9 protein-coding genes are annotated in these 8,492 nt (G+C 71.5%); all 9 read right to left on the bottom strand.

The window, feature by feature from the left end:
• Window positions 1-267: 267 nt before the first annotated feature.
• Window positions 268-1,725 (bottom strand): sigma-54 dependent transcriptional regulator, encoded by a 1,458-nt coding sequence (locus HNQ58_RS11925; protein WP_183949154.1) that lies wholly within the window; start codon window positions 1,723-1,725, stop codon window positions 268-270.
• The gene (locus HNQ58_RS11920) at window positions 1,722-2,102 is read right to left on the bottom strand and encodes a response regulator (protein ID WP_183949153.1); all 381 of its coding nucleotides are present in this window, start codon (window positions 2,100-2,102) and stop codon (window positions 1,722-1,724) included. Before HNQ58_RS11920 ends, HNQ58_RS11925 begins: the two co-directional genes overlap by 4 nt.
• A gap of 17 nt (window positions 2,103-2,119) precedes the next feature.
• Window positions 2,120-3,541, bottom strand: a complete 1,422-nt coding sequence (rpoN, locus tag HNQ58_RS11915) for an RNA polymerase factor sigma-54 (RefSeq protein ID WP_183949152.1) — start codon at window positions 3,539-3,541, stop codon at window positions 2,120-2,122.
• Window positions 3,542-3,953: 412 nt separating this feature from the next.
• Entirely contained in the window at window positions 3,954-4,517 is a 564-nt protein-coding gene (locus HNQ58_RS11910) for a PilZ domain-containing protein (RefSeq protein ID WP_246417328.1), read from the bottom strand.
• A gap of 2 nt (window positions 4,518-4,519) precedes the next feature.
• On the bottom strand, window positions 4,520-4,801 hold the full coding sequence (locus tag HNQ58_RS11905) for a hypothetical protein (RefSeq protein ID WP_183949150.1): 282 nt from the start codon (window positions 4,799-4,801) through the stop codon (window positions 4,520-4,522).
• A complete protein-coding gene (gene fliS / locus HNQ58_RS11900) occupies window positions 4,798-5,220 on the bottom strand; it encodes a flagellar export chaperone FliS (protein ID WP_183949157.1) in 423 nt (140 codons plus the stop codon). Before fliS ends, HNQ58_RS11905 begins: the two co-directional genes overlap by 4 nt.
• Before the next feature lie 12 nt (window positions 5,221-5,232).
• A complete protein-coding gene (fliD, locus tag HNQ58_RS11895; protein ID WP_183949149.1) occupies window positions 5,233-6,609 on the bottom strand; it encodes a flagellar filament capping protein FliD in 1,377 nt (458 codons plus the stop codon).
• A gap of 15 nt (window positions 6,610-6,624) precedes the next feature.
• Window positions 6,625-6,909 (bottom strand): flagellar protein FlaG, encoded by a 285-nt coding sequence (locus HNQ58_RS11890; protein ID WP_183949148.1) that lies wholly within the window; start codon window positions 6,907-6,909, stop codon window positions 6,625-6,627.
• A gap of 73 nt (window positions 6,910-6,982) precedes the next feature.
• The gene (locus HNQ58_RS11885) at window positions 6,983-8,134 is read right to left on the bottom strand and encodes a flagellin (protein ID WP_183949147.1); all 1,152 of its coding nucleotides are present in this window, start codon (window positions 8,132-8,134) and stop codon (window positions 6,983-6,985) included.
• Window positions 8,135-8,492 lie beyond the last annotated feature (358 nt).

The following is an 8,492-nucleotide window of genomic DNA, read 5'->3' as shown; positions in this document are numbered from 1 at the left end:
CGGAGGGCGCGAGCACCTGGGGTGCCCTTCTCTTTGGTCACTTTCTCTTGGGCAAGCAAGAGAAAGTGACCCGGCCGCCGGCAGGCGGACGGAACCCCCGGCGCAACGCGCCGGCCAGTTCGCGAGGACCCCACAGGCGGGCTGAACACCCGGCGGGTAGCGCCGGTCAGGTCGCGAGACACCCACAGACGCACGAAACCCCGACAAAACACACCGGCCAGATCGCGATCAAACCACACGCCACTCCTGCAAATCCCGAGTTCCGGATCAGCCGGCGTCGCGGGTCTCGCGGTCCAAACCGTACTTGCGCAGCTTCTCGGCCAGGGTGGTGCGGCGCAGGCCGAGCATCTGGGCGGCATGCGCCACCACGCCGTCGGCACGCTGCAGGGCGGCGCGGATCAGCCCGACCTCGATCCGCGCCATGTGCTCCTTGAGGTCCAGCCCTTCCGGCGGCAGCACGTCGGCGGCAACCTGCGGCGCAGCCGGGACCGGCGCCGGGACGGCCGGGTCCGCGGCCGGGGCGGGGCGCGCCGGCGCCGCTGCTTCGGCGGCCGCGCCGGCCTCGGCCGCGACGCGGTAGCGCGCCGGCAGGTCGTTGACGCCGATGACGGCGTCCGGGTGCAGCACGGCCAGCCGCTCGATCAGGTTGGTCAGCTCGCGCACGTTGCCCGGCCAGGGATAGTGCTGCAGCACGGCGACGGTCTCGGCGGCCAGCCGTACCCGGCCACGGCCGGTGCGGGCGAGCTGGGCGGTGACCGCCTCGACCAGCGCCGGCAGGTCCTCGCGGCGCTCGCGCAGGGCCGGCATCTCGATCGGGAACACGTTGAGGCGATAGAACAGGTCCTCGCGGAACTGGCCGTCGCGGATGCGCTGTTCGAGGTTGCGGTGGGTGGCGGCGATCACCCGCACGTCGCAGTGGATGGTCTGGTTGCCGCCGACGCGCTCGAACTGGCGCTCCTGCAGCACGCGCAGCAGCTTGACCTGCATCGGCATGCTCATGTCGCCGATCTCGTCGAGCAGCAGGGTGCCGCCTTCGGCCATCTCGAAGCGCCCCTTGCGGGCGGTGAGCGCGCCGGTGAAGGCGCCCTTCTCGTGGCCGAACAGCTCGCTTTCCAGCAGGTCGGGCGGAATCGCGCCGCAGTTGATGGCGACGAACGGACCCTTGGCGCGCGGCGAGCGCTCGTGGATGGCGCGGGCGGCGACTTCCTTGCCGGTGCCGGACTCGCCCAGGATCAGCACGGTGGTGTCGAAGGCGGCGACCTGGTCGATCATCTGCCGCAGCCGCAGCGTGGCCGGGCTGCTTCCGGTCGGGCCGCTGTCGGCAGGCAGGTTGCGGCGGCGATCGTCCTCCTCCAGTTGCCGGATGCTGGCGCGGCGCAGGGCCTCGGTGAGCTGGGTGTGCTTGATCGGATAGTCGAGGTTGACGCACTGCGCCTCGTGCACGCCGAAGCGGCGGGCGCCGTCGGCGTGGTGCTCGGGCAGCAGCAGCAGCGGCGGGTGCAGCGGCTCGCGGCGCAGCCAGTCGAGGAAGGCGGCCCAGTCGCCGGCATTCTCGATCGCGCCGACCACGATCGCCAGCCAGTCGGTCGGACGGTGGCGCTGGCGGTCGATCTCGTCGGCGCCGCCGGCGATGCGCGGGTTGACGTCGATGAAGTCGAGCAGGGCGGCGATCCGCTCGGCGCGCTCCTGGTCGGCGTCGATCACCAGTACCCGCGACTCGCTCATGCCTCTTCGACCCCCGCAAGGCGACGCAGCAGCGGCATCACCTCCTGGATGTAGGACAGCTTGCTGACGAAGGCATCGGCGCCGGCACGGGCGGAATGCTCGCGGTGCTGGGCGTCGTCGAAATGGCTGGCGATCACCACGAAGGGGGGATCGTCCTGCGCCTTGATCAGCCGGCAGGCCTGCAGGCCGCCCATCTCGGGCATGGCCAGATCCATCAGCACCGCATCGGGCTTGAGCGCCTCGGCCTTCTCCACCGCCTCCAGGCCGTTGAGCGCCTGCCCCACCACCTCCAGCCAGGGCAGGTTGCGGAAGTGGCGCATGGCGGCCTTGAGGAAACCCTCGTGATCGTCGACCAGCAGCACGGTGATGCGTTGCATGACAGCCTCGGCGCGGCTCAATTCGGCGCAGCGTAGCGCACCGGCCCGCCCGGTGCGGAACGCTTGCGCTCCTTGGCGGAGGGGATGCGCAGCTGGTCGCGGTACTTGGCGACGGTACGGCGGGCGATGCGCACGCCCTGGCGGGCCAGCAGCACGGCGATGTCGTCGTCGGCCAGCGGCGCCTCGGGGTTCTCGCCGTCGATCAGCTTCTTCACCATCGCCTTGACCGCGGCGCCGGCGACGCTGGCGCCTTCCAGCCGCACGCCGAAGAAGTGCTTGAGCTCGTAGGTGCCGCGCGGGGTCTGCACGTACTTGCCGGTGGTGATGCGCGAGATGGTCGATTCGTGCATGCCGATGGCGTCGGCGATGTCCTTGAGGTTGAGCGGGACCATGGCCTCGTCGCCCTGCTCCAGGAAGGCCTGCTGGCGCTCGACGATGGCCCGGGTGGCGCGCAGCAGGGTGTCGTAGCGCATCCCCAGGCCGCGGGTCAGCCAGCGCGCCTCGTTGAGCAGGTCGCGGAACCGGCGGCTGGCGGCGTCGTCCGCCGCGCCCTCGCCGAGCAGCTGCTCGTACAGCGGATTGACCCGGATGCGCGGCGCGGTGGCCGGGTTGAGCGCGACCTGCCAGCCACGCTCACCGCGCGTCACCAGCACGTCGGGAATCACCACCGCGGCGGCCTCCAGCATGGCCGCGCCGGGACGCGGGTTCAGGCTCAGCACCAGGCGCTCGGCCTCGGCGGCCTGTTCGGGCTCCACGTCCAGCGCCTTGCCGAGCTTGACCGGGTCGTGCAGGGCGAGCAGGTCCAGATGCTCCTGCACCAGCCGGCGCGCCAGCACCCGGCCGGGCACCACGCCCGGCAACTCGTCGAGCTGCACCAGCAGGCATTCGCGCAGGTCGCGCGCGCCGACGCCGACCGGCTCGCAGCGCATCAGCTTCTGCCGCACGCGTTCCAGTTCGCCGGTGTCGGTCTGGTGTTCGGCGCGGGCGCGGGCGGCCAGTTCGTCGAAGGGGATTTCGAGATAACCGCTGTCGTCGACGTGATCGAGGATCAGCGCGGCCAGCGCCAACTCGCGCCCGGCATGGCATTCGAGCTCGAACTGCGCCAGCAGGCGCTGGCGCATGTCGCTGCTCTCGCCGGCCGGCAGCCGCTGCACGGCATCGTCGTCGAGGCTGCCGGCGCCGCTGCCGCGCGCGGCCTGCAACCATTCCAGCCCTTCCGGGGCGTCGCGCAGCTCGACCTCGCCGGCCGCCTCGGCCGCCGCCTCCGGCGTCTCGCCTTCGCCGCCTTCCTCGCGCTCCAGCAGCGGGTTGGTTTCCAGGGCGCGGCCGATCTCCTGCTCGAGCTGCAGCGCGTCGAGCTGCAGCAGCCGGATCGACTGCAGCAGCTGCGGCGTCAGGTTGAGCTGCTGGCCGAGCTGGACTTTGAGGGCGGTCTTCATCTGCTTGCCCGGAACATCGCACGGAAAACCGATCCCGGGAAGCCGCCGACGGTTCGCGCGGGGAGGATTCCCCGGCCGGTCCGGCCACTACCCTGCATCGGTACTTGCCCTTGTACCGGAAGCGACGGGATTCCGACAGCCCGGCCGGCCGTTGCTTCCGGCAGCGGCTTTCATCGTACTCCTCGGCACGACGCAGGGCGAAGCGCACCAGCGCGTGATCGTCGGCATCCGCATGGCGCAGCCCCCGGCCACCTTTCGCGATCCGACCCGACGCGATAGCGGGCCCCCGTGCGTCTGCCAACCGCCATGTGCGCGATTGCGCAATTTGCAGCTGACAGCGCGGTGCGCGCGACCACCGCACCGGACGCCCCCGCCCTGGCTGCCCGTGCGCGGGGCGGCGCCCGGCGTCCGCTCAGCGCTGGCGGCGGGCGCCGGCGATGGCGCGGCGGTGCAGGCGGAACAGGTGCCGCTCGAGCGCCGATTCCAGCGCTTCCGGCAGCGGCGAGAAACGCAGCCACAGGCGCGGCGCCGGTTCGCAGCGGTCGACCGCGATCACTTCGACCGGCAGCTCGATCGCCTGCGGCAGCCAGGACACCGGCTGCAGGCGCAGCAGGCCGGCCTGTCCCGGCGCCACCGGCGACGCGCCGGCCAGCTCGACGCCACGCCGCGACCAGCGCAGCTCGACCACCGGCAGCGGCGCGACCTCGCGGCGCACGACCAGACCGACCAGCTCGAACAGCAGATTCAGCTTGGCCTCGATGCGCTGCAGCACCGGTTCGTTGGCGCCGCGCTCATCGCCTTCCTCGCCATGACTGTCCTCGACCAGGGCGATGGCACGCAGCAGGCCCTCGGCCCGTTCCGCGGCGCGCTCGCGCGAGGCCGCGTCCAGCGCGTCGGGGACGAACTCGGCCGGCAGCGCCTCGCGGCAGGTCAGCGCATCGTCGAACAGCTCCCGCTCGGCGGCTTCGGCGCTCATGCTCATGGCTCCCCCCCGTCCCGATAGGCGCGCGCGGCGCCGTCGGCCCGACGCAGGCCGCGCAGCCGCTCGGCCGCCTCCTCGCGCCGCCGCGCGAAGTCGGCGATCAAGGCCTGTTGCGCCGCCAACAGCGCGGCCAGTTCGTCGGCCACGCCATCACGCACCGCCGCGCGCAGCGCGTGGTCGTGGCGGCGGGCCAGCGTGGCGGCCAGCGGCCAGTCCTCATCCTCGACCGCACGCCGCAGCTCGGCAAGCTCGGCCAGCAGCGGCGCCAACGCGCTCATGGGGCGGTACCGCCCGCCCCATGCGCCGCCGCCGCACCCATCTGGCGCGGAATCGCGGCCCAGGCCGATTCGATCTCGCCGAGCAGGCCCTCGACCTCGCGCAGGCGTCCGTCGTCGTTGTGTGCATTGGCCTCGACCAGACGCAGGCTGGCGTAGTCGTAGAGCGACTCGAGGCCGGCAGCGATCTCGCCGCCGGCCTCGTGGTCGAGCGACAGCCGCAGGCCGTCGACGATGGACATCGCGGCGCCGATCGCCTGCGCCTTGCCCGCGATGTCGCCACGCTCGAGGTTGAGCCGGGCCAGCCGGATGCGCTCGATGGCGCCTGCCAGCAGCATCGCGATCACGCGGTGGGGGTCGTGCTCGGCGGCGGCCGAGCTGGTCTGGCGGTACTGGTCGAGGAAGCCGCGCTTGCCGTACATGTTCGACACCGTTTACGACTCCTGTCGCGGAGGCGCGAGCCGCTGGGCCAGGAACTGGCTGGTGGAGTTGAGCTGGGCGATCAGCGTGTCCATCGCGGTGAACTGCGCCAGGTAGCGCGCACGCACCGATTCCAGGCGGCGGTCCAGCGCCTCGCGCTGGTCGGCCACGCTCTTGAGCTGCTTGTTGAGGCCGGCGCTGCGCCCGGCGAACGCGCCGTCCCTGCCGATGAAGCGGTCGACGACATCGGCCAGGCGCGCCGCCAACCCGCTGTCGCCGCCGAAGGCCTCGCGGATGCTCGCGCCGTCGCTGGCCAATGCCGCGTCGAACTTGCCGGCGTCGAAGGCGAGGGTGCCGTCGACGCGGGTGCTCAAACCGAGCCTGGAGGCCGTCAGGCCCATCTCCGCCGCCTCACCCAGCGCCTCGGACAGCGCGTTGCGCAGCTGCGAGCTGGCGCCGCGGATCAGGGCGTCGCCGGTCAGTGCCGAGGGCTCGCGGGTCTCGGCGTTGTAGCGGGTGACGCTCGCCATCGCACTGACGGCGGCGTTGTAGGCGTTGACGAAGGCCTGCACGGCGCCGCGCACCGCGCTGGCGTCGGCCGACACCGTGAAGGTGCTGATTTCGCCCGGTTCGGCCTTCTTCAGCTCGATGGTCAATCCGGGCACCGCATCGGTGATCCGGTTGCCGGTGGCCGAGCGCAACAGCCCGTCGATGCGTACCTGGGCATCGGCGGCGGGGTTGCGTTCGGTCAGCGACGTGAGCGTGCCCGGGTCGTAAACCAGCGCATCGAGGGTGGCATCGCCCTCGAGCCGGGTCACCCGGATGCGGTTGGCGGCGCCGGTTTCGGTCGCCGTGAGGCTCAGATGGACGCCATCGTCGGAGCGCACCAAGGTCGCGCCGAGCTTGGCACCGGCGGCCTTGGCCGCGGCATTGACGGCGTCGCGGATCTCGGCCGGACTGTCCTTGCCGGCGACGATCTCGACCTCGAAGGTCTTGTCGCCGACCTCGATCAGCAACCGGCCGACGCCGAGGGAAGCCTCCTCGTCGAGCGCGCCGGACACCAGCTTGTGGGCGCTGGCCAGCGAGAGCACTTCCACCTCGTAGCTGCCGAGGGGGGCGTTGCGCGCGGCGCTGACGGTGAACACATCCTCGGCGGTGGATTTCGCCGTGCGGGCGCCGAAGGCGTCCTGGTTCCTGAGCGGATCGAGCGCCTTCCTGAGCGCATCGAAGGCACTGCTGAGGCTGCCGAGGGCCGACAGCTTGGCCTTGGCGCCTGCCTCGGCGCGGTTCAGGCGCAGCGCATGCGGCGCGCGCTCGGCGGCCACCAGCTGCTGCACCAGCCCCTGGATGTCGAGACCCGAACCTACGCCCGATGCCGTCAAACCGGCCATGTCCGCTCCTGTGCGCTACACGACGATGCCGCCGGCCGATGGCCCGCGGCGGGAAAACTCCTCGGCCAGCCGCAGCGCGTCCTCGTTCGGGATCTGCCGCACGACCTCGCCGGTCCGCCCGTCGATCACCTGCACCACGACGCGTGGCGGCTCGCCGACCACGTGAAACTTGAGCTCGCTCCGGGCGAGCATCTGGTCGTAATGCGCCTGCAAGGCGCGTGCCTCGGCCTGCCCGGAGGGCACGGACGGTGCGGGTGAAACCGGGAGGGCCGGTGGGGTCGGGCCGATGTCCGCGCTCATGGCTCAGACGCTCCGGGTCAGCGCGCCGGCCGCGACCCGAGGGTCGCGGCCGGGCGGGTTGCGGGGTGGTCGATCAGCGCAGCAGGCTGAGCACGCCCTGCGGCACCTGGTTGGCCTGGGCCAGCATCGCCACGCCGGCCTGCTGCAGGATCTGCGTGCGGGTCAGCTCGGCGGTCTCGGCCGCGAAGTCGGTGTCGCGGATGCGGCTGCGCGAAGCGCTCAGGTTCTCCGAGGTGGTCTGCAGGTTGGCGATCACCGAGGTGAAGCGGTTCTGCACCGCGCCCATGTCGGCGCGGGCCGAGTTCACCGAGGTCAGGGCCGAATCCATGATCGCGATGGCCTGCTGGGCCCCGGCGAAGGTGGAGATGTCCACGTCGGCCACGAAGGTCTCGCTGGTCGGCGCGACGAACGCGGCGCTGGCGCCGGTGATTTGGAAGTCGATGGCGCTGTCGCCCGCCTGGAAGGAGCGCACGTTCACGACGCCGGCGGCACTGTCGGCCTCGGCGATGACACCGAGCTCGGCGGACTTGGCGTTGATCGCCGAAACCAGGGCGCTGACCGCCGCGGTCTGGGTGTCGGCCGCGGTGGTGCCGCTGGCGGCGACGCTGATGTCGTCCAGAGCCACGCCGTTGATGCTGATGCCGGTCAGGCTGATCGCCGTGTTCTCGTCCGCCGGCGCGGCGATGGTCACCGTACCGTCGGCGAACAGGGTGCCGCCGAGCGAGCCGGTCTGGGCGTTGGTCACGGCGTCGACCGTGATCAGCTGGCCGGCATTGGCGCCGACCTGAAAGGCCTGCCCGGTGAAGCTGCCGTCCAGCAGCTTGGTGCCGTTGAACTCGGTCTGGGTGGCGACGCGGTTGATCTCGGCGGTGAGCTGGGTGACTTCCTTCTGCAGCGCGGCGCGGTCGCTGGCGGAGTTGCTGGCGTTGGAGGACTGCACGGCCAGCTCGCGGATGCGCTGCAGGTTGTTGCTGATCTCGGCCAGCGCGCCTTCGGCGGTCTGCGCCAGCGAGATGCCGTCGTTGGCGTTGCGCACGGCCACGTTCAGGCCGCGGATCTGGGTGGTGAAGCGCTCGGAAATCGCCAGGCCCGCGGCGTCGTCCTTGGCGCTGTTGATGCGCAGGCCCGAAGACAGGCGCTGGATCGACGTGGCCAGGCTCATGCTGTTGCTGTTGAGATTGCGCTGAGCGTTCAGCGACATCACGTTGGTGTTGATGACTTGCATGGGTGCTCTCCTCGGTTGTCGGTGCCCGGCCTGGCGGTGGGCCTGCCGGTAGCCGCAGGGTTGGGGCCTTTGTGTCCGAGGCCTTGCCGCTGCTGACCAGGTTATCGGAAGGGCCGGGGGAATCTTTAGCGCCGATGTCAAGCGGCCCTTCGCGCCCCGCGACTTCCCTGTGCGGCAAGTCGATGCGATGCGACGCCGCACGCCCGGTCACCTCTCCGCCGATGCCCGGGCACGCGCTTTATCGGCATGTCGGCGGCGTCTCTGTAACGCGCTGCGACGCACACGGGCACCGCACCCTCATCTGTGTTCCATGCGGGCGAAATCCCGCTGAGCGCGTTAGCGGCGGCGCGCTGCGATT

The organism is Rehaibacterium terrae (assembly GCF_014202935.1).
In the GTDB taxonomy this organism is placed as follows: Bacteria; Pseudomonadota; Gammaproteobacteria; order Xanthomonadales; family Xanthomonadaceae; genus Rehaibacterium; species Rehaibacterium terrae.
Note: the sequence above shows the minus strand (reverse complement) of the source record. Positions and strands in the feature narration are given on the sequence as shown.